The sequence below is a fragment of the Lacibacterium aquatile genome (assembly GCF_042683105.1).
Lineage (GTDB): Bacteria > Pseudomonadota > Alphaproteobacteria > Elsterales > Elsteraceae > Lacibacterium > Lacibacterium aquatile.
This window is the reverse complement of the sequence record NZ_JBHUIP010000012.1, coordinates 463,095-481,319: the sequence shown is the minus strand read 5'-3', so window position 1 is coordinate 481,319 and position 18,225 is coordinate 463,095. Positions and strand designations below refer to the sequence as shown.

Annotated in this window: 19 protein-coding genes and 1 pseudogene; 8 read left to right on the top strand and 12 right to left on the bottom strand. The window is 64.3% G+C overall.

The window, feature by feature from the left end:
* Positions 1–129: 129 nt before the first annotated feature.
* Positions 130–264: pseudogene (locus ACFSM5_RS22230) on the top strand (four-helix bundle copper-binding protein); the annotation flags it as partial.
* A gap of 216 nt (positions 265–480) precedes the next feature.
* Here ACFSM5_RS22230 and ACFSM5_RS13830 read toward each other — a convergent pair.
* The 3 genes from ACFSM5_RS13830 to ACFSM5_RS13820 all read right to left on the bottom strand — a co-directional run bounded on the left by ACFSM5_RS13830 (position 481) and on the right by ACFSM5_RS13820 (position 4,182).
* Positions 481–969: a YciE/YciF ferroxidase family protein gene (locus ACFSM5_RS13830; protein WP_379877020.1), complete on the bottom strand. Its 489-nt coding sequence runs from the start codon at positions 967–969 to the stop codon at positions 481–483.
* A gap of 97 nt (positions 970–1,066) precedes the next feature.
* Entirely contained in the window at positions 1,067–1,741 is a 675-nt protein-coding gene (pdeM, locus tag ACFSM5_RS13825) for a ligase-associated DNA damage response endonuclease PdeM (protein ID WP_379877019.1), read from the bottom strand.
* Positions 1,738–4,182 (bottom strand): ligase-associated DNA damage response DEXH box helicase, encoded by a 2,445-nt coding sequence (locus ACFSM5_RS13820; protein ID WP_379877018.1) that lies wholly within the window; start codon positions 4,180–4,182, stop codon positions 1,738–1,740. Before ACFSM5_RS13820 ends, pdeM begins: the two co-directional genes overlap by 4 nt.
* Before the next feature lie 257 nt (positions 4,183–4,439).
* Between ACFSM5_RS13820 and ACFSM5_RS13815 the strand changes: the two genes are divergently transcribed.
* The 4 genes from ACFSM5_RS13815 to ACFSM5_RS13800 all read left to right on the top strand — a co-directional run bounded on the left by ACFSM5_RS13815 (position 4,440) and on the right by ACFSM5_RS13800 (position 7,915).
* A complete protein-coding gene (locus ACFSM5_RS13815; RefSeq protein ID WP_379877017.1) occupies positions 4,440–5,444 on the top strand; it encodes a ligase-associated DNA damage response exonuclease in 1,005 nt (334 codons plus the stop codon).
* Positions 5,441–7,003: a cisplatin damage response ATP-dependent DNA ligase gene (locus ACFSM5_RS13810; protein WP_379877016.1), complete on the top strand. Its 1,563-nt coding sequence runs from the start codon at positions 5,441–5,443 to the stop codon at positions 7,001–7,003. The genes ACFSM5_RS13815 and ACFSM5_RS13810 overlap by 4 nt, the downstream gene beginning before the upstream one ends.
* A gap of 68 nt (positions 7,004–7,071) precedes the next feature.
* Positions 7,072–7,560, top strand: a complete 489-nt coding sequence (locus tag ACFSM5_RS13805) for a hypothetical protein (RefSeq protein ID WP_379877015.1) — start codon at positions 7,072–7,074, stop codon at positions 7,558–7,560.
* A 10-nt stretch (positions 7,561–7,570) separates the two neighbouring features.
* Positions 7,571–7,915, top strand: a complete 345-nt coding sequence (locus ACFSM5_RS13800; protein WP_379877014.1) for a winged helix-turn-helix domain-containing protein — start codon at positions 7,571–7,573, stop codon at positions 7,913–7,915.
* Here ACFSM5_RS13800 and modC read toward each other — a convergent pair.
* The 5 genes from modC to ACFSM5_RS13775 form a co-directional block, all read right to left on the bottom strand.
* Entirely contained in the window at positions 7,912–8,973 is a 1,062-nt protein-coding gene (gene modC, locus ACFSM5_RS13795; protein ID WP_379877013.1) for a molybdenum ABC transporter ATP-binding protein, read from the bottom strand. The genes ACFSM5_RS13800 and modC overlap by 4 nt on opposite strands.
* The gene (modB, locus tag ACFSM5_RS13790) at positions 8,970–9,659 is read right to left on the bottom strand and encodes a molybdate ABC transporter permease subunit (RefSeq protein ID WP_379877012.1); all 690 of its coding nucleotides are present in this window, start codon (positions 9,657–9,659) and stop codon (positions 8,970–8,972) included. The genes modC and modB overlap by 4 nt, the downstream gene beginning before the upstream one ends.
* 15 nt (positions 9,660–9,674) lie before the next feature.
* On the bottom strand, positions 9,675–10,436 hold the full coding sequence (modA, locus tag ACFSM5_RS13785) for a molybdate ABC transporter substrate-binding protein (protein WP_379877011.1): 762 nt from the start codon (positions 10,434–10,436) through the stop codon (positions 9,675–9,677).
* Positions 10,437–10,774: 338 nt separating this feature from the next.
* Positions 10,775–11,770: a 2-hydroxyacid dehydrogenase gene (locus ACFSM5_RS13780; RefSeq protein WP_379877010.1), complete on the bottom strand. Its 996-nt coding sequence runs from the start codon at positions 11,768–11,770 to the stop codon at positions 10,775–10,777.
* Between the two features lie 229 nt (positions 11,771–11,999).
* Positions 12,000–13,631, bottom strand: a complete 1,632-nt coding sequence (locus tag ACFSM5_RS13775) for a M20/M25/M40 family metallo-hydrolase (RefSeq protein ID WP_379877009.1) — start codon at positions 13,629–13,631, stop codon at positions 12,000–12,002.
* Positions 13,632–13,766: 135 nt separating this feature from the next.
* On the opposite strand from ACFSM5_RS13775, the gene ACFSM5_RS13770 reads away from it, so the two are divergent.
* Positions 13,767–14,183, top strand: coding sequence for an Lrp/AsnC family transcriptional regulator (locus ACFSM5_RS13770; RefSeq protein ID WP_379877008.1), 417 nt, complete (start codon positions 13,767–13,769; stop codon positions 14,181–14,183).
* On the opposite strand, the gene ACFSM5_RS13765 is transcribed toward ACFSM5_RS13770, so the two are convergent.
* The 3 genes from ACFSM5_RS13765 to ACFSM5_RS13755 form a co-directional block, all read right to left on the bottom strand.
* The gene (locus tag ACFSM5_RS13765; protein ID WP_379877007.1) at positions 14,180–14,878 is read right to left on the bottom strand and encodes a B3/B4 domain-containing protein; all 699 of its coding nucleotides are present in this window, start codon (positions 14,876–14,878) and stop codon (positions 14,180–14,182) included. The two genes, ACFSM5_RS13770 and ACFSM5_RS13765, sit on opposite strands and share 4 nt — an antisense overlap.
* A 76-nt stretch (positions 14,879–14,954) precedes the next feature.
* Complete coding sequence (locus tag ACFSM5_RS13760; protein ID WP_379877006.1) at positions 14,955–15,755, bottom strand: AraC family ligand binding domain-containing protein; 801 nt, start codon at positions 15,753–15,755, stop codon at positions 14,955–14,957.
* 5 nt (positions 15,756–15,760) lie between these two features.
* Entirely contained in the window at positions 15,761–16,663 is a 903-nt protein-coding gene (locus ACFSM5_RS13755; protein WP_379877005.1) for a DMT family transporter, read from the bottom strand.
* Positions 16,664–16,748: 85 nt separating this feature from the next.
* On the opposite strand from ACFSM5_RS13755, the gene ACFSM5_RS13750 reads away from it, so the two are divergent.
* Both ACFSM5_RS13750 and ACFSM5_RS13745 read left to right on the top strand, forming a co-directional pair.
* The gene (locus ACFSM5_RS13750) at positions 16,749–17,261 is read left to right on the top strand and encodes a MarR family winged helix-turn-helix transcriptional regulator (protein ID WP_379877004.1); all 513 of its coding nucleotides are present in this window, start codon (positions 16,749–16,751) and stop codon (positions 17,259–17,261) included.
* Positions 17,258–17,962 carry a glutathione S-transferase N-terminal domain-containing protein gene (locus ACFSM5_RS13745; RefSeq protein WP_379877003.1) on the top strand — a complete coding sequence of 235 codons (705 nt, stop codon included), beginning with the start codon at positions 17,258–17,260 and terminating at the stop codon, positions 17,960–17,962. Before ACFSM5_RS13750 ends, ACFSM5_RS13745 begins: the two co-directional genes overlap by 4 nt.
* Positions 17,963–17,998: 36 nt before the next feature.
* On the opposite strand, the gene ACFSM5_RS13740 is transcribed toward ACFSM5_RS13745, so the two are convergent.
* Positions 17,999–18,157, bottom strand: a complete 159-nt coding sequence (locus ACFSM5_RS13740) for a DUF3309 family protein (RefSeq protein ID WP_379877002.1) — start codon at positions 18,155–18,157, stop codon at positions 17,999–18,001.
* Positions 18,158–18,225 lie beyond the last annotated feature (68 nt).

The window sequence follows — 18,225 nt, the reverse complement described above, 5'->3', positions numbered from 1 at the left end:
TCGTCATGGCGACTGGTTTGCCATTCGGTCCCCCTGGGGAGACAGCTCGGCTGCTCTGCATCGATATGCAGCGGTTATTCGGTCCGGAAGGTCCCTGGCCGACACCCTGGATGATACGGGTCCGACCATCATCGCCATATCTGCCGGGAATGCGCGGAGATCTGTGCGCTCTGTGCCGATGATTGCGAACGGATCGGCGATATGGAGGCTTGCGTGACTGCTTGCCGCAGCTGTTCGGAAAGCTGTCGGCAGATGGCGGCTTAATTCATTGAAATCGTCATCCTCGGATCAAGTCCGGGGATGACGACTTGTGGTGACGGAAATTACCGCCCGTGTCTTTCTCAACCGGGCGGGCGGTCATCCCCCCGACAGACGGTCTGCCGGGGTGGTGACGTCGCTGGCGCCCTGGGAAGGCGTCAGCCGTTCCCGGCGCTCCTGCTCCGACCGGGCAAGACGGCGGTCGAGGTCCCGGTTCATGGCTTAGGCCGCCTTTTTATTGATCCGGCTGATGGCCAGTTTGTTAAGCGCGCTGTCGGTGGCTTCTTCCTCCTTCAGCGTTTCTTTCAGCAGCTTGACGCTGTCTTTCAGGCCCAACTGTTCGGCCCAGGCGATCAGGGTGCCATAGCGGGTGATCTCGTAATGCTCGACCGCCTGGGCACCGGAAACCAGGGCGGCATCCCGCACCTCGGCGTCCTTGATCTCCGACATCAGCTCGTCCGCCTCGGTCAGGATGCCTTCGATAGCCGGGCACTTGGCGCCCTTGGCCGGAACGCCAACCTCGGTAAAGACCTTTTTGAGCCGTTCGATCTGGCCCTTGGTTTCTTCGAGATGTTTGGCGAAAGCCTTCGATAGCTCAGGCGAACCGGCGGCTTTCACCAGCTTCGGCAGGCTTTTGGCGATCTGCTGTTCGGCGTAATAGATATCTTCCAGGGCATGGACAAACAGATCGTTGAATGTCGTGATCGACATGGCGTGACTCCTTGCTGATAGGATGCAGAAGGAATGGGCCGGGGTGCCGGATGTTCCAAAAATAAATAATAAAATCAATTATATAGCTTAGGATAAGCTAAGAGATCAGCGTGGCCTTGTCGATGGTGACGACCCGCGTTTTGCCGATCAGATGCACGTTGAAGCGCCCGCCGAAATGCGCCCCGATGGCGGGATCGAGGACCGACAGGCCGCCGGTATAGGCGCCGAAGGCGGGTAGGATCGCACGGCTGCCGTTTTCGATAAAACAGCGACCGGAAATCCGCCGTCCCCGCACCAGCACCGCCGCCTTGGGGTGGAAGTGTCCACTCACCTCGCCGCGTGCGCCGCTGACCGCTTCGTGCCGGAAACAAAGGGGGCCGAGGATCACTTCTTCCAGCACCTCGCCGCCCAAAGTGGGATCTGGGGCAGGATCGTGGTTGCCTATGATCCAGGTCCAGCGGTGGGCGGCGGTAAGGCGCGTCAGCGCCGCGCGTTCGCTTTCCGGCAGACGATTGGGGCCGTCGTTGTCGTGGAAACTATCGCCCAGCGCGATGATCGCCTCGGGCTGCAGGCTCGCCGCCAGCCTGGTCAGGCGGTTCAGCGTCTCGGCACTGTCATAGGGCGGCAATAGGCCCGCCCCGCGTGCGGCAAGGCTAGTCGCCTTTTCCAGATGCAGGTCCGAGACGACCAGCAGGCGGCGTTCGGCCCACCAGAGGCCACCCTCGCTCAAGGCCGTCAGGCGGGCGCCATTCAGGGTGAAATCGCAGCTCACAGGGGGAGTTCCGCCGTCTCTCCGCCGCCCATGGCTTCCTCGATCAGCTCGGCGGCGGCCTCGTCCAGCAGATCATCCATGGCGGCACCATAGACGGCCTCCCGCCCGATCTCCAGGATCGCCGGGACCGCCAAGGGGGACACGCGTTTCAAAGCGCGATGGCGGATGCGGCCCTTCACCCGGGCCAGCAGATCGGCGATGCGGGCGATATCGGTCAGGCCGCTGGCGGCATCCTGGCGGGTTGCCTGCAGCAGGATATGGTCCGGCTCGTGACGGCGCAGCACGTCATAGATCAGGTCGGAATTGAAGGTGATCTGGCGGCCCGTCTTCTCCTGCCCCGGCATCTTGCGGTCGATGAGGCCCGCGATGACGGCGACGGTGCGGAAGGTCCGGCGCAGGAGGGCGCTTTCGGCCATCCATTCCTCCAGATCGTCGCCCAGCATGTCCTCGTCGAACAGATCGACGATCTGCTCCCGTGTCGGGGTGCGCAGCGACCAGATGGACAGGGCATAGTCCGAGCCGACGAACCCCAGCGGACCCAGGCCCATGCGTTCCATGCGGCGGGTCAGCAGCATGCCCATGGTCTGATGGGCATTGCGCCCGGCAAAGCTATAGGCGATCAGATGCTGCTTGTCCCCACGCGGGAAGGTCTCCACCAGCAGCCCGTCGGACCGGGGCAGTTCGGACCGCCAGCGCTGCATGTTCAGCCATTCCTGGACATTGCCGGGCAGGAAATCCCAGGCTTCGGGAGTGGCGAGGATCGCGCGTACCCTATCCGCCAGATGGGTGCTGAGCGGCAGGCGTCCGCCCATATAAGCCGGGATCTTCGGCTCGGTCCCTGCCGCTTTGCTGCATTCGACGGAATTCAGATTGATGCGGTTGAAGCGCAGCAGTTGTCCTGCGAACAGGAAGGTATCGCCGGGGCGCAGGCCCTCGACAAAATATTCCTCGATCTCGCCCAGCACCGGCCCGCGCTGTAGCCGCACCTTCATGGTGGCGGCTTCGACGATGGTGCCGATATTCATGCGATAGCGGCGCTTGACCTCTCCTGCAGGCGCCGCGAGGCGGCCATCCTCCAGCTTTTCCAGGCGGTGAAAACGCTCGTAGCTGCGAAGGCTATAGCCGCCGGTTGCGACAAATCCGACCACCTGATCGAAGGTCGCGCGCGGCAGGTCGGCATAGGGGGCGGCCGACGTGACCTCGGCATAAAGATCATCGGTCTGGAACGGCTGGGAACAGCCCATGCCCAGCACATGCTGCGCCAAGACATCCAACCCGCCCTTGCGCGGGGGATCGCCGTCCAGCGTGCCTTCGTCGACGGCATCGAAGGCTGCCCGGCACTCCAGCACTTCGAAGCGATTGCCCGGCACCAGCAGGGCTTTGGAGGCGGCATCCAGCCGGTGATTGGCGCGGCCGATCCGTTGCAGCAACCGGCTCGACCCCTTGGGGGCGCCGACCTGGATGACAAGATCGATATCGCCCCAGTCGATCCCAAGATCGAGGGAGGAAGTCGCGACCACGGCCCGCAGGCGCCCGGCCGCCATCGCGGCTTCGACTTTGCGGCGCTGCTCGGCTGCCAGCGAGCCATGGTGCAGGCCGATGGGCAGGGTTTCCTCGTTCAGGCGCCAAAGCTCCTGGAAGATGATCTCGGCCTGGGCGCGGGTATTGACGAAGACCAGCGTCACCCGGTGGGCCTTGATGGCGGCGAAGATCTCCGGGATGGCATGGGCCGCCATATGGCCCGCCCAGGGCAGGCGCTCCTTGGTGTCGAGAATGCCGATCTCCGCCCGTGCGCCAGCGCCGCCACGCACCAGGGAAACAGACCCAGCGCTGCGACCCGTGCGGGACAGATAGGCCAGCAGGGCATCCTCATGGGCCACCGTCGCTGATAGCCCGATCCGGCGGGCGGCGGGGGCCAGTTTCGTCAGGCGGGCGAGGCCCAGGGCCAGCAGCTCGCCCCGTTTGGTCCCGGCCAGAGCGTGCAGCTCGTCCAGAATGATGCATTTGAGGCTGGCGAAGAACTGCGGGGCGTCCTCGTGCGACAGCAGCAGCGCCAGGCTTTCCGGCGTGGTCATCAGCAGATGGGGCGGCTTGGTCTTCTGGCGCGCGCGGCGATTGGCGGGCGTATCGCCTGTGCGGGTTTCGGCCCGGATGCCCAAATTCATCTCCGCAATCGGGGTATCGAGGTTGCGGGCAATATCGACCGCCAGGGCCTTCAGGGGTGATATGTATAAAGTATGCAGGCCGTCCGATGGGGTGTCGGACAGGTCGACCAGGGACGGCAGGAAGCCTGCCAGCGTCTTGCCGCCACCCGTGGGCGCGATCAGCAGCGCATCCCGTCCCACCTTGGCCTCCGCCAGCAGGGCAAGCTGATGGTCGCGCGGGGACCAGCCCCGGCGGGCGAACCAGTCAGTGAAGCGGGTGGGCAGGAGGTTGGTCATGGGCCGTAAACAAATGCGTCGGCAAGGGCAGGAGGGCAAGAGGTGTTCTTAGTTTGTCCCAGATCAGGATGTTCTGTCATCCCGGACTTGATCCGGGATCCGACCGAAGGGAGTGGCAGTTCTCTGACGTTTACGTCGTCTACGCTGGCGGCCGGATCCCGGCTCGGGGGCCAGGATGACAATTTTTGAAAGATCAATCGCATCCCCTCAAAAAACACCGCCATTGAACCTTCCGCCGCCCACGCCATTCTATCTCTATGCGTCCGCAAGATTGGCTCACCGTCCGGCCCCAGGGGCTCTACTGCGTTCCCGGCGATTTTTTCATCGATCCGCATAGTCCGGTCGAGCGGGCGGTGGTGACCCATGGCCATGCGGATCATGCGCGCTCCGGCCATACCCATGTTCTGGCAACCCCGCAGACGCTGGCGATCATGGAGGCGCGCTATGGGGCGGAGATGGCAGGCGCGACCCAGCCTTCGGCCTATGGTGAAATAGTCCAGGTCGGGGATGTATCCATCCGCCTCGTACCCGCCGGTCATGTGCTGGGCAGCGCCCAGGTGGTGCTGGAACACAAAGGACAAAGGATCGTCGTGTCGGGCGACTATAAGCGCCGCTATGACCCGACCTGTCCTCCGTTCGAGGTGGTGACCTGCGACGTCTTCGTGACCGAGGCGACGTTTGGCCTGCCGGTCTTCCGCCATCCGCCCGACGAGCATGAACTGGGCAAACTCCTGACCAGCATCGCCCGCAATCCCGACCGCAGCCACCTGATCGGCGCCTATGCGCTGGGCAAATGCCAGCGGGTGATCCGGCGCCTGCGCGAACTGGGTTTCGACCGTCCGATCTATCTGCATGGGGCGCAGCAGGCTCTGTGCGATCTCTATGTCCGGTTGGGCGTCGATCTGGGGGAGTTGCGGCCCGCGACGACTGCCTCCAAGGAGGAACTGGCGGGCGCCGTGATCCTGGCGCCACCCTCGGCCCTCCAGGATCGCTGGTCGCGCCGCTTGAGCGATCCGGTGCTGGCGGTGGCCTCGGGCTGGATGGGGGTACGGGCGCGGGCGCGCCAGCGGGGTGTCGAGCTGCCGCTGATCATTTCCGATCATGCCGATTGGGACGAGTTGATCCGCACGATGGACGAGGTGCAGGCCGCCGAAATCTGGGTCACCCATGGGCGCGAGGAGGCGCTGGTGCGGGCCGCCGACCTCAAAGGGCAGAAGGCGCGAGCCTTGGCGCTGATCGGCTATGACGAGGAGGAGACATGAGGCGTTTTGCCGATCTTCTCGACGCCTTGGCCTTCAGTGCCGCCCGGAATGCCAAGCTGCGGCTGCTGGCGGAGTATTTCCGCACCACGCCCGACCCGGATCGCGGCTGGGCGCTGGCGGCCTTGACTGGGGCCTTGAGCTTCCGCGAGGCAAAACCGGCCCTGATCCGGGAGTTGGTAAGCAGCCGCGTGGATGCCGAGCTGTTCAAGCTGTCCTATGACTTCGTCGGTGATCTGGCGGAGACGGCAGCCCTGATCTGGCCGACCCAGGGGCTCGCCAATGCCTCGCCGGACCTGGATGAGATCGTCACCGGCCTGCGCAGCGAGGGACGGGCGCGGATCGCCGGGAAGATCGTCGAATGGCTGGACCGGCTGGATGCCACGGGGCGCTGGGCGCTGCTGAAGCTGATCACCGGCAGCCTGCGCGTGGGTGTCTCCGCGCGGCTTGCCAAGACCGCGCTGGCCGATGCGTTTGGTAAGCCGCTCGATGATGTGGAGGAGGTCTGGCACAGCCTCACCCCACCCTATGCTGAGTTGTTCTCCTGGCTGGCTGACCCGGATGCTCCCCGGCCCGATACCGGCGCGCAGCCGGTGTTCCGCCCGGTGATGCTGGCCCATCCGCTGGAGGCGGGGGAGTTGGAAAAGCTCGACCCCCAGCAGTTTCGCGCCGAATGGAAATGGGACGGCATCCGGGTTCAGCTGGTGTCGGTCGGGGGGCAGAAGCGCCTCTATAGCCGGACCGGCGACGATATAGGCGGAGCTTTTCCCGATGTGCTGGAAGCGATGGATTTCGAGGGGGTGCTGGATGGCGAACTGCTGGTGGGGCAGGGCGGCATTGTGGCGCCTTTCAACGATCTGCAGCAGCGCCTGAACCGCAAGAGCGTCTCGGCCGCCCTGGTGCGGACATATCCGGCCTTTGTACGGCTCTATGATGTGCTGATGCTGGGCGGGGAGGATTGCCGCCCCTTGAGCTTCGATGAGCGGCGCGCCCTATTGAAGGCGACGGTGCCTTTCGATGTCTCGCCGCTTATTCCTTTTGCGAGCTGGGAGGAACTGGCGGAACAGCGCGCTGCGCCGCCATCGTCGGCCATCGAAGGGGTGATGCTGAAGCGGGCCGACAGTCCCTATCTGGCCGGGCGCCCCAAAGGACCCTGGTTCAAATGGAAGCGCGATCCCTTCGTGGCCGACTGCGTGCTGATGTATGCCCAGCGCGGCCATGGCAAGAGATCCTCCTTCTATTCCGATTTCACCTTCGGAGCCTGGAATGGAGAAACGCTGGTGCCTGTCGGCAAAGCCTATTTCGGCTTCACCGATGCCGAGCTGGTGGAACTGGACAAGTTCGTGCGGGCCAATACCGTCAACCGCTTCGGCCCGGTGCGGGAGGTGACGCCCAAACTGGTGCTGGAGGTGGCCTTCGACAGTATCGCCCGCTCCAAGCGCCATAAGTCGGGGGTCGCCATGCGGTTTCCCCGCATCAGCCGCATCCGCTGGGATAAGCCCGCTGCCGAGGCCGACCGGGTCGAAAACCTGGAAGCCCTGATTGAAGGCGCTGTGGCTTAAGTCCCAGATTTGCAACAGATTCCCATGATTCCCACCCCCTATTCTGGGCTGGCATAGGGGGAGGAGTGATGGCGTTTCTGCGATCTGTCTATCAAGGGGCGATGGCCGCCGGTTGGATCTTCAAGGATCTACGGCAGGGCGAGGGGCAATGGTTGCCATTGCGCTCGCTTACGTTCCGTAGACCGGGGGGCCGCCACGGCCTGGTTTTCGCCCGCCCCGATACCCGCGACATCAATGGCATGCTGGCGCTTTCCAGCCACGCCAACGTCTATGGACTGCGCATCCTGTGGATGGTCGACGAGATGCCGAACCTCGTGCCGATGGCCAACAAGCCTATGGTGCCCATGGCAGGCGAAGACGCCGTGGTGCCGCCCGAAGGCCCCGCCCTGCCGGTGGCGGAATTCGTCGAACTGGCTTTGAGCGGCTGGATGCGCTTTTCCGACAGTCGCCGCCGCTGGGTCTGGTCGGACCCGCAGGGCGACCCGGAGGCGCTGGATCCCCGCATCATTCAGGCCCTGCACCGCAAGGAGTTGGAACGGGCGCGTTCGGCAGGTTAAAACAGGTGGCATGAGCCAGCCGTTAAAACCCATCCTGCGCATCGACTTTCCGCCCGAGGATCGCCTGGGGCGCGGCAAGATGCAGTTGCTGGACCTGATCCGCGAAACCGGATCGATCTCGGCGGCGGGGCGGGCGATGGATATGTCCTATCGCCGGGCGTGGCTGCTGGTCGATGCCCTCAACCGGATGTTCAGCCAACCGGTCGTCGCCTCGCAGCGCGGCGGGCCGCAGGGCGGGGGGGCGGTCGTGACTCCTTTTGGCGAGGAGCTGCTTGCCCGCTTCCGCGCCATGGAAACAAAACTCGCCGCCACACTGGCCGACGATCTGTCCTGGCTGGACGGGAACCGTTCCTAGGCAGGCTCCAGCGCCACGGTCTTGACGATGGCAAAGACCGGCTTGCCAGGGGTGAGGTCGAGGCGTGTGGCCGAGAGCGTTGTGATGCGCGACAGAATCATGTCCCCTCCACACTCCACCTGCACCAGGACCGACCCATCGTCCGACGGGGCGAGCGAGATGACAGTGCCGGGCAGGATATTGAGGGCACTCAGACCCTGGGGCGGCTGGGTTGCCAGCATGACGTCGCGGGCGGGCAGATGCACCCGCACGGGCCTGCCGACCGTAACGCCGGTGCCGGGCACATAGAGCAACCCGCCGCGCAGCCGGATCAGCGACAAGTGATGGGCATCGTCGATCCGCTCCACATGGGCATCGATCAGGGCGCCGGTATCGCGGCGGTCGGCGAGCTTGGGCTGGCTCAGGATCTCCTGCGCGCTGCCCGTGGCCTCGACCCGCCCGTCCTTCAGCAGCACCACCCGATTGGCCAGCCGCGCCACCTCCGCCACCGAATGGCTGACATAGACGATGGGGATATCGAGCGTATCCCGCAGCCGTTCCAGATAGGGCAGGATCTCCAGGCGGCGCGCCTCGTCCAGGGCCGCCAGCGGCTCGTCCATCAGCAGCAGGCGGGGGGCGGCCAGCAGGGCGCGGCCGATGGCGACCCGCTGCTGCTCACCGCCCGACAGTTTTCCGGGGCCACGCTCCAGCAAGGGCTCGATGCCCAGCAGATCGACGATCCGGTCGAAATCCTCGCCATTCGCCCTATTGAACCAGCGGCCATAAAGCAGATTGCGCCGCACGCTGAGGTGCGGGAACAGCCGCGCCTCTTGGAAGACATAACCGAAGCGGCGGCGGTGGGGCGGCACGAAGGTCGCGCGGGTGGTATCGACCAGCGCCTCCTGACCCAGGAGGATACGGCCATCATCCGGGCGCGCCAGCCCGGCCAGCAGGCGCATCAGACTGGTCTTGCCCGATCCCGACCGACCGAACAGTACCGTCACGCCGCTGGCAGCGGTGAAGCTGGCCGCCAGGGAGAAATCCCCCAGTTTCTGGCGCACATCGACGACGAGGCTCATCTGTGGCTCGCCTTGCGGGCCAGGAATTCGGAGGCCAGCAACGCCGCCATCGACAGCACGACCGCGATGATCGTCAGCCGCAGGGCGCCCATATCGCCGCCGGGGACCTGGGTGAAACTATAGATGGCCGCCGACAGGGTCTGGGTCTCGCCGGGGATGTTGGAGACGAAGGTGATGGTCGCGCCGAACTCCCCCATCGATTTGGCAAAGGCCAGGATCATGCCGGTCACGATGCCCGGTAGGGCCAGCGGCAGGGTGACGGTGAGGAAGGCCCAGACGGGACTGGCGCCCAGGGTTCCCGCCGCTTCCTCCAGCCGCTGGTCGACGGACTCGATGGACAGGCGGATGGCCCGCACCATCAGGGGGAACCCCATGACGGCACAGGCGAGCGCAGCCCCGGTCCAGCGGAAGGACAGGACGATGCCGAGATACTGGTCCAGAAACGCGCCCAGCACGCCCTTGCGCCCGAACAGGATCAGCAGCAGGAAGCCGGTCACCACCGGTGGCAGAATCAGCGGCAGATGGACAATGCCGTTCAGAAGCGAGCGGCCGAAAAATTGGCCGCGCGCCAGCAGATAGGCGACCAGGATCCCGAAGGGCAGGCTGGCCAAGGTCGCCACGGCTGCCACCTTGAGGCTGACCTGGATCGCCGTCCACTCCGCCGCGCTTAACGCCAGAACCTCCAAACCGACAGACCCCGTCTACTTCAGGACCGCGAAACCTTCTTTTTCGAAGATCGGCTTGGCGGCGGCGGACTTCAGGAAGTCCAGATAGGCCATCGCATCCGCGCTTTTGCTGTCGGCCAGGACGGCAACCGGATAGATGATCGGCGGATGGCTATCTTCGGGGAAGGTGCCGACGATGGCAACGGCAGGATCGGCAGCCGCATCGGTCTTATAGACGATGCCGTAAGGCGCTTCACCGCGGGAGACCAGCAGCAAGGCCGCGCGCACGCTTTCCGCCCCGGCGACCTTGGCCGAAACGCCGCTCCAGGCCCCCAGCTTCTCCAGTGCGGCCTTGCCGTATTTGCCCGCCGGAACGCTATCGACCGCCCCCATGGCCAGACGACCATCGCCCACTAGGGCCGCCAGGTCGAAGCCCGGCTTGATCTCCACGGGTTTGGCTTTGTGCTTGGCGGCGACCAGCACGATCCGGTTACCCAGCAGATGGGTACGGGTGGCATCCTTGATCAGCTTTTTGCCCGCGACATAATCCATCCAGTCGAGGTCGGCGGAGATGAAGATATCGGCGGGCGCGCCGCTTTCGATCTGCTTGGCCAGCGCTGAACTGGCGGCATAGGAGGCGACGGCTTCCTTCCCCCCCTTGGCCCATTCCACATTGATCGCGTCGAGGGCGTTTTTCATCGAAGCGGCGGCAAAGACCGTCACCTTCTCGGCTGCCCATACCGGCGAGGCGAACAGCAGAGCGGCAGTGATGAGGGTCAGGACGGAACGGCGGCGCATCGGTGGCTCTCCCTTCAGCGTGATATTTTCTTGAATACATCGGTGGCTACCGAAAGGTCGAGCCTTATATTTTGTGGGATATAAGGGGGGCGCAAATCGCGACACCCTACAAAGCTGGTCACCCCGGGACTTGATCCCGGGGTCTCCTCCGGGGGGCAACGCTGACTAAAACAGAACTGGACGGGCTCCCGGAGGAGATCCCGTGGTCAAGCCACGGGATGACGACAAAACACAAATGATTGGAGATCCCGTGGTCAAGCCACGGGATGACGACAAAACACAAATGATTGGAGATCCCGTGGTCAAGCCACGGGATGACGAGCTTTAGAACAGATAGCTCAGACCTGAACCGCCACTTCATTCCCGCTGACCCGGCCGTCGCGGAAGGCACGGATATTGTCCAGGGTCACGGCGGTGATTTCCGTCAGGGCCTCGACCGTGAAGAACCCTTGATGGCCGGTCACCAGGACGTTGGGAAAGGTCATGAGGCGCCCGAAGATATCGTCATCAATGATGTCCGATGACCGGTCCTTGAAGAACAGCCCCGCCTCCTGCTCGTAGACATCGATGGCCAGGGCGCCAAGCTGGCGGGATTTCAGAGCCTCGATCACCGCCCGCGTGTCAATCAGCCCGCCACGCGACGTATTGACCAGCATCGCCCCCGGCTTCATCGCCGCTAGGGTCCGGGCGTTGATCATATGGTGGGTGGCCGGGAGCAGCGGGCAATGCAGCGACAGGATGTCGCTCTGCGCGATCACCTGTTCCAGCGAGACCAGTTCGCCCAGCGTCTCGAACTCCGGCGACGGCATGGGGTCGTGGGCGAGCAGGCGGCAGCCGAAACCTTTGAGGATGCGGGCAGTTGCTATCCCGATCTTGCCGGTGCCGATGATCCCGGCGGTGCGCCCATGGAGGGTGACGCCCAGCAGCCCGTCGAGATTGAAGTTCCCCTCCCGCACCCGGTTGAAGGCCCGGTGGGTACGGCGGTTCAGGGTCATGATCAGCGCCACGGCATGTTCCGCCACAGCCTCGGGCGAATAAGCCGGAACCCGGGCGACCTGGATGCCCAGGCGTCGGGCCGTCGCCAGATCGACATTGTTGTATCCGGCGCAACGCAGGAAGACCGCCCGAACGTTCAGGGACGCCAGACCCTCCAGCACACTGGCGTCCAGCACATCATTGACGAAGACGCAGACCCCATCCGCCCCTTCGGCCAAGGCAATGGAATGCGGGGTGAGTGCCGCCTCCTGATAGGTGAATTCGATGCTGGGATCTGCCGCTGCGTCAAAGAAGCGGCGGTCATAGGGCTGGGTGCTGAAGAGCGTGATCTTGATCATGGGGGAAGCATGCCTGCCGTGGAGACACATCGTCCATGAGGCAGATCAACAACCAGCAAGATCTCGTCATCCCGTGGCTCGACCACGGGATCTCCCCCGGGAGCCTGTCCCAAATGGTCTCGTCACCCCGCATTTGATGCGGGGTCTCGTGTAGACATGTCGCGTCGAGAAGCCGAACGGAGTCTGGCCACACAAGATCCCGGATCAAGTCCGGGGTGACGACGGAAGCTCACCGCCCCAGCCGCTCCACCGCGATCTCATAGAGGAAGTCCGGCAGCACGGTGAAGCCGTAGGGGGCATAGAGCCGCTCGTGGCGCTGATGATACTCGCGCCCCCAGGGGCCGATATTGACGGCGGGATATTCCAGCAGCTCGGCGGGCGGGATATCGACCATATCGGCCAGCGGCGTGTTGGCGCCCACGAACTCCGCCCCGCGCGGCCGGTTGCCGATGAAGCTCATGTCCGAGATGCCGGTGAAATAGGCCTTGTCCTTGATGCTGGTCTTATGGCGCGTCTCGATGGTGGTGCGCGCCCGGTCGATGGCGGCCAGGAACGCGTCATCCTTGGCTTTTGCGGGGTCCAGACGCACGGGTGGATAATGCAGGCTGCCAAAGCCGATGACGACGGCGGGGGCGGTCAGCCCGGCTTCGGCCACCATCGCCTGCACCTGGGTGCGGGTGCGTAGCAGGGGATTGTCGCTGCCTGCATTCTGGGCGGCCACCTGATCCAGCCGCTTCAGCGCTTCGGGCGACAGGCGTTTGCGCAGATCCGCGATGGTCAGGATCTCAGGGGTGGAGGGAATCGCGCGAGGCGACTCCCCGATGATGGCGGCATAGCGCTTGGCCCCAGCGGCAAATTCCGTCAGCGCCTGGGTGGTGGCTGCAACCACCTTGTCCTTCATCGCGCCCAGGGCCTGTTCGGGTGTCCAGCTATGGATCAGCCAGTTGAAGGCGATCCAGACATGTTCGGGCGTGGTGACGTCATAGACCTGCCGCAGATCCTTGGCTTCCAGGCAGATCGGCGGCGGCGCGCAGAAATCATCGCTGCGGTCCGCCAGATCCACATTCGCCTCGACCGCCTGCAAGATCGCGGACCCCAGGATATGGGCGCTGATGCCTTCGAAGGGATATCCGGCATGGGTCGGCTGGCCGACGACCAGCGCGAAGGGCAGCAGCTTGCCGATGGAGCCATGGTGCACGATGCGCCCATCCGCGCCGTCGCCCTGGTCGCTGGTGGCATCGAGGTTGAGGCAGCCTTCGATCTCGATGCCCCATCGTCGGGCGAGGGCCGGCAGATCGTTGCGCAACCGGCGCATGCCTTGGGAATTGCGCTCCTCGTCCGGGCTCATGCAGAGCATCAGATTGCCCTTGCGATCCGGCTGGGCGGCGAAATGCTCCAGCACCGCGATCCCCGCCGCGACGCCGCTTTTCATGTCCAGCATGCCGCGGCCCGGCACGAAGTCACCGCTTTGCAGATCGGCCAGCGCCTTGGCTTCGGCGGGTTTCAGCGGGCGGGAGGAGAGGTCGGCGATCAGGGCCGCCTTCAATTCGTCCGGCTTGAAGGCAAGGTGGGTCAGATCGCGGTAGTTGTCGATGGCGACAACGTCGAAATGCCCGGCCATCGCTACCGTCTGCTTGCCGCTGCCGCGCACCAGGGCGACGATATTCTTGGTCAGGGGATCGCCATGACTGTCCAGCACCGCGATATCTTCCGGATGGGCCTGGAAATAGGGGTTCTGGCGGAGAATCCCCAAGACGACCTCGGTGAATTCAGCTTCTCCCGGCGTGCCGGTGATGCTGGGCGCTTCGACCAGGGTATAGGAAATGTCGCGGGTTCGTGCCGTTGGATCCCAGGTCGCCATCATCGTCTCCTTGAAAGGGGTGGAAGGATGGTAGGCCGCTCGGAGATCAACGAAAACGCCAGTTTTGGAAGATTTATCGTCAGAAACTACCGATTTCGATAGTATTGCTGCGTGATTCAGCAAAGGGGCTTTCCCATGGATGATCTCAACAGACGTCTGATCGCGGAACTGCGGGTGAATGCCCGCGCCTCGGTGCCCAAGCTTGCGGCTCTGCTGGATGTGGCGCCCGGCACGGTGAAAGCGCGGCTGGACAAGCTGACGGCCAGCGGTACCATCGCGGGCTTTACGGTGAAGCTGCGCGACGATGCCAGCGTCGGCACCATCCGGGGCGTGATGATGATCGAGCTGTCGGGCCGCAACGTGAAAGCGGTGATCGCGATCCTGCGCAAGACCCTGGGCTTTTCCGCGATCCACACCACCAACGGCTTCTGGGACCTGATCGCAGAGATCGAGGTGCCGAGCCTTGCCGAATTCCACGAGATCGTGACCCGTGTGCGCGTCCTCGACGGGATCGAGAAGACTGAGACGCATCTTTTCCTGGGGCCCGCCTAATCGAAGGGGAAGCGCGGGGCATCGGCCGTTAGCAGTGCTGACCGTCCCGCCAGCGGCCAGACGGCGCCCAGCGTATCGACCAGGGTTGCGTGCAGGCGGGCGACATCTCCGGCGCCATTCTCATGCTGGGCTTCGGCGACGATGAGGGCGCGGGTCGTTTCGGGCCGAATGGCGGAGGTGGCGCTCTGCCGGTTGGTCCAGCGGCGGGCGTGGGCATTCCTGCTGGCGTCGGCGAAGATCACCTCCTGCGGTTCGGGCTGTTCGATCTCGCCGCCAAAGGTCAGATAGCGCTCCGCCCCTGTAGCCCGGCGGACCAGCAGGTCGCCGTCGATCTGGTCCCGGTCGAACACGGCGATGGGAATGGCGAAGGCGATGGAGATGGCGTTACAGAGGTCGATCAGCGGATGGATCTGTGGCAGCGATCCTTCCTTCTTGAAGCGACGCAGCAGCGCCTCGGAGGCACAGCGATATTGCGTCGGCTTCAGCCCCATTTTGGAGAAGCTGCGGCGCCAGGCCTGAATCTCCGGCAGATCGCCCTCGCTGGTGCCTTCCAGGCGGCGGGCCGCTTCGGCGCTGAAATGGTCGAGGTGCCGGGTCACATCGGCGGTGGCTCTGACGCCGTCGATGGTCAGGGCGCAGGCGGTCAGGTCGGGGAAGTCGGCCCAGATGTCAGGGGCATGGCTGAAGATCGGCATAGGGTGTCCTTGGCTTGCGGGAGGCGCAAGGTAACCCCGGTGGGCGTGGGTCGGTCTTGGACGGAATTGCAGGGACCTAATTCACGGCCGCCGCATAGGCCCCGGGCGGATAGCCGTAGCGGCGGGCAAAGACCCGGTTCATATGGCTCTGGTCCGCAAAGCCCGCCCCTGCTGCGGCTTCGGCCAGCGGAGTGCCGCTCGCGATAAGCCTGCGGGCAAGGTCGGTGCGGCGCTGGACAAGATAGGCGTGGGGCGTCAGGCCGGTGGCCTTGGCGAAGGCCCGCAGCACCTGGAAGCGCGACAGGCCGCCCACCTTTGCCAGATCTGCCAGCGAATGGGCGGTCAAAGGATCGTCGTCGATCAGGGCCTTTGCCTGGGCGATGCCCGGCGTCATCTGGGGTCGATCACTGTCGCGCCAGCGACCGAGAACGCTGGCCTGGACCAGGGTCAGCAATTCCTGGCGCCGCAGGTCGGCACTGGCCTCGGTCATGGCCAGGAACAACTGCAGGAAACGTTCGGCGAGGGCGGGATCCTGCACCACCGGCAATTCGAACTCGCCCGATGTCGTGCGGCCTTCGGTCATATCCCGCAAAGCATCGGCGATCAGGTCCGGCGCGAAATAGAGCATCCGCCAGGACCGGCCCTTGTCATCAATGGGGACGCCGTCATGCACTTCACCAGGATTGAAGGTGATGACGTCGCCCTGACCCGCTTCGACCATGCCGCGCCCGCTGGCCGATTTCTGCGCGCCCGACACTACCACGCCGATGCCGAACTGGTCGTGGGTATGGCGGTCGAAGGCGCGGGTGCTGGTCAGATCGATCCCCTCGATCCCAGCAACGGCACAGCGGTAGAGGCGGTAGTTGGCAATCGGCATCTGGTCTAAGCGCGGCGGGAAACGAGACGGACACCCATGATAATGAACCCGGCGGCGATGAACAGCGACAAGGAAGGGCGCTCGCCATAGAGGAGGGTGGCAAGGCCGCCCCCGAAGCAGGCGGCAACATAGCCGACCTGGCTGAGGCGCACGGGGCCTGCCACATTCTGCAGGCGCAGCAGCGTGACGTTCGAGATGGCCGACAGAACGGCACCGGCCAGCACCGTCAGGGCAGCGGCGGGCAGATCGGCTGTCTCGAAACCTTGTGCGATTGCCAACGGGGTTAGGAAAACTGCGGCGCTGAGCAGAACCCCGCAGGCGATGGCGGGGCTGGGCGTGTCGCGGGGAACCAGGATGCTGCGCAGGATATTGCCCGTGGCATTGCCCAGGGGAATGACGAGGCCGCAGAGCATCCACAGCAGCCCCTCCGGTGCCTGCAGGCCCGGCGTCACCAGGATCAGCGTCCCGACAAGGCCGAGGCCGATCCCGGCGGCGGTGGTCAGACGCAGGGCTTCGATGCGGAAGAGCGTGGCGAGCGCCAGGGTCACCAGCGGTGTCAGGGACATCATGACGCTGGTGAAGGAGGCGCCGATCTTGCCCGTCACAAACACCCCCATGGTCATCGGCAGGGTGAAGCTGATCAGGGCCAGGGTGAGGAAGGCCCGCAGGTGGCGGGGGTCTGTCGGGATCCTGCGCCCCTGTGCCCGGTTGAATAGCGCCAGGATCGATCCGGCACCCAGGGCGGTCCCGGCGGCGATCTGAACCGGCGTCAGGCCCGCCAGCAGCCCGGCCTTGGTCAGATTGACGTTGGTGGCCAGCAGAAATCCGCCCAGCAACAGCAGCAGGGTCGGCAACGAGATCAGGGGGGAGACTGGGGGCCGGTTAGGCACGGTGTCGGTCTGCAACATGGGACGTCCTCCGACTTATCTTCATGTGAAGATAAATCTGCCTAAACTATCTTCACGTCAAGATAGATTCTGCTATCCTGCCGCCATGAGTGATCATGTCGACCGCCTGCGGGCACAATGGGCGCGGGAGCTGCCCGACCTAGACACCACGCCGATGGCCGTCTTCGGGCGCATGCTGCGTCTGGTCAATCTGATGGGACCGGGGATCGAGGCAACTTTCGCCAGCTACGGGCTGGACCGGGGGGAGTTCGACGTGCTGGCGACCTTGCGGCGCTCCGGCCCGCCCTATCGCCTGACGCCGACCGAGATGTATCGCTCGCTGATGATCGCCTCCGGCAGTCTCACCCACCGGCTAGCGCGGCTGGAAAAAGCCGGATTGATCCGCCGCGCCCCTTCCGAAAGTGATGGCCGCAGCCTATCTGCTGAATTGACGGAGGCGGGCATCGCCTGTGTCGAAGCTGCCTTCCGCGAAGATATGGGCAAGGAAAACGCGGCGCTGTCCGGCATCGATCCGGCGGAGCTTGCCGATCTTGCCGCCCGCCTGAAAGCTTTGACCCTGGCGGTCGAGGCCAATCTCAAAAAGGGACAACCCGAATGACCGACCTCTCCGCCTTTCCGATCACCAAGCGCTGGCCTGCCCAGCATCCGGACCGCATCCAGCTCTATTCCCTGGCCACGCCCAATGGGGTGAAGGTCTCGATCATGCTGGAGGAAACCGGCCTGCCCTACGAAGGGCACTGGATTAATATCGGCAAGAACGAGACCTGGGAGCCGGAATATCTGTCGCTGAACCCCAACGGCAAAATCCCGGCGATCATCGACCCCAACGGCCCCGGCGGAAAGCCGTTTGCGCTGTTCGAAAGCGGCGCGATCCTGCTGTATCTGGCGGAGAAAACTGGCAAGTTCCTGCCCACGGACGCTGCCGCGCGTTACGAGACGATCCAGTGGGTTTTCTTCCAGATGGCGGCCATCGGCCCGATGTTCGGCCAGCTCGGCTTCTTCCATAAGTTCGCTGGTAAGGATTTCGAGGATAAGCGCCCGTTCGAGCGCTATCGCGCTGAAAGCCAACGCCTACTGGGCGTGCTGGAAACCCGTCTTGCGGGGCGCCAGTGGATCATGGGTGACGAGTATACTATCGCCGATATCTCGATGCTCGGCTGGGTGCGCAACCTCGTCGGCTTCTATGGCGCGCGGGAGATCGTGAAGTTCGACGATCTGAAACACGTCCCGGCTTGGCTGGAGCGTGGCCTTGCCCGGCCTGCGGTGCAGCGCGGGGTGGAGCTTCCTAAAGCCCCCTGAAATCAAAAGCCCCGGCGCGATGGCCGGGGCTTTTTTTTATATCCTGCCGAGCAGCAGCAGGATGATCACAATGACCAGCACCAGGCCTAAACCACCGGAGGGGTAGTAGCCCCAGCCGCTGGAATAGGGCCAGGACGGCAGGGCGCCGACCAGCAGCAAGATCAGAATGATGAGCAGGATTGTGCCGAGACTCATGTGCTGACTCCTGAAAGGTGGCGCTTGAGCGCGCTCTGCCTTCACAACTGTCCAGCCTTGGAAGAGTT

Bases quoted from the DNA above. Each gene is read 5' to 3' on its own strand.
- ACFSM5_RS13770 (WP_379877008.1), top strand. From the start codon at position 13,767: ATGGATGATCTCAACAGACGTCTGATCGCGGAACTGCGGGTGAATGCC.
- ACFSM5_RS13780 (WP_379877010.1), bottom strand. From the start codon at position 11,770: ATGATCAAGATCACGCTCTTCAGCACCCAGCCCTATGACCGCCGCTTC.
- modA (WP_379877011.1), bottom strand. From the start codon at position 10,436: ATGCGCCGCCGTTCCGTCCTGACCCTCATCACTGCCGCTCTGCTGTTC.
- ACFSM5_RS13800 (WP_379877014.1), top strand. From the start codon at position 7,571: ATGAGCCAGCCGTTAAAACCCATCCTGCGCATCGACTTTCCGCCCGAG.
- ACFSM5_RS13810 (WP_379877016.1), top strand. From the start codon at position 5,441: ATGAGGCGTTTTGCCGATCTTCTCGACGCCTTGGCCTTCAGTGCCGCC.
- ACFSM5_RS13820 (WP_379877018.1), bottom strand. From the start codon at position 4,182: ATGACCAACCTCCTGCCCACCCGCTTCACTGACTGGTTCGCCCGCCGG.
- ACFSM5_RS13765 (WP_379877007.1), bottom strand. From the start codon at position 14,878: ATGCCGATCTTCAGCCATGCCCCTGACATCTGGGCCGACTTCCCCGAC.
- modC (WP_379877013.1), bottom strand. From the start codon at position 8,973: ATGAGCCTCGTCGTCGATGTGCGCCAGAAACTGGGGGATTTCTCCCTG.
- ACFSM5_RS13760 (WP_379877006.1), bottom strand. From the start codon at position 15,755: ATGCCGATTGCCAACTACCGCCTCTACCGCTGTGCCGTTGCTGGGATC.
- ACFSM5_RS13745 (WP_379877003.1), top strand. From the start codon at position 17,258: ATGACCGACCTCTCCGCCTTTCCGATCACCAAGCGCTGGCCTGCCCAG.
- ACFSM5_RS13805 (WP_379877015.1), top strand. From the start codon at position 7,072: ATGGCGTTTCTGCGATCTGTCTATCAAGGGGCGATGGCCGCCGGTTGG.
- ACFSM5_RS13755 (WP_379877005.1), bottom strand. From the start codon at position 16,663: ATGTTGCAGACCGACACCGTGCCTAACCGGCCCCCAGTCTCCCCCCTG.
- ACFSM5_RS13815 (WP_379877017.1), top strand. From the start codon at position 4,440: ATGCGTCCGCAAGATTGGCTCACCGTCCGGCCCCAGGGGCTCTACTGC.
- ACFSM5_RS13740 (WP_379877002.1), bottom strand. From the start codon at position 18,157: ATGAGTCTCGGCACAATCCTGCTCATCATTCTGATCTTGCTGCTGGTC.
- ACFSM5_RS13775 (WP_379877009.1), bottom strand. From the start codon at position 13,631: ATGGCGACCTGGGATCCAACGGCACGAACCCGCGACATTTCCTATACC.
- ACFSM5_RS13750 (WP_379877004.1), top strand. From the start codon at position 16,749: ATGAGTGATCATGTCGACCGCCTGCGGGCACAATGGGCGCGGGAGCTG.
- ACFSM5_RS13830 (WP_379877020.1), bottom strand. From the start codon at position 969: ATGTCGATCACGACATTCAACGATCTGTTTGTCCATGCCCTGGAAGAT.